A 428-nucleotide genomic window follows, 5' to 3' on the forward strand; every position below is an offset into this window, starting at 1 on the left:
CGAGCGGCCTGCCGGGCGGCTCCACCATCGCCATGTGGCTCACGCCCCCGGTCGGCCAGTCCACCTTCACCGCCGGCCAGACCTACCCGACCACCGGGTCCGGCGACGCCAGCCACGCCGGCCTGGACATGTCCTCCGACTCCACCGGCTGCAACGGCGCGGACGCGTTCGGCAGCCTCACCGTCCGCGAGGTGGCCTACGACGACACCGGCGCGGCCACCGCCTTCGCCGCCGCGTACGAGTTCCACTGCTACTCGATCGCCGGCGCGGTCACCGGCGAGCTGCGCTGGAACTCCAGCCTGGACTACGTCGGGGTGGTCGCCTCCCCGAAGCCGGCCGTCGACTTCGGCCGGGTGGCGATCGGCGGCGAGATGCCCACCGCCACGGTCCTCCTGGGCGTCCAGGGCACGCTGCCGAGCGTCTTCGGC

The 428-nt window shown here is 74.1% G+C and carries 1 pseudogene; it reads left to right on the top strand.

Annotated features, from left to right (window positions below):
* Positions 1-428: pseudogene (locus ACL02O_RS34470) on the top strand (hypothetical protein); the annotation flags it as partial.

The sequence above is a fragment of the Micromonospora mangrovicola genome (assembly GCF_047200535.1).
In the GTDB taxonomy this organism is placed as follows: domain Bacteria; phylum Actinomycetota; class Actinomycetes; order Mycobacteriales; family Micromonosporaceae; genus Micromonospora.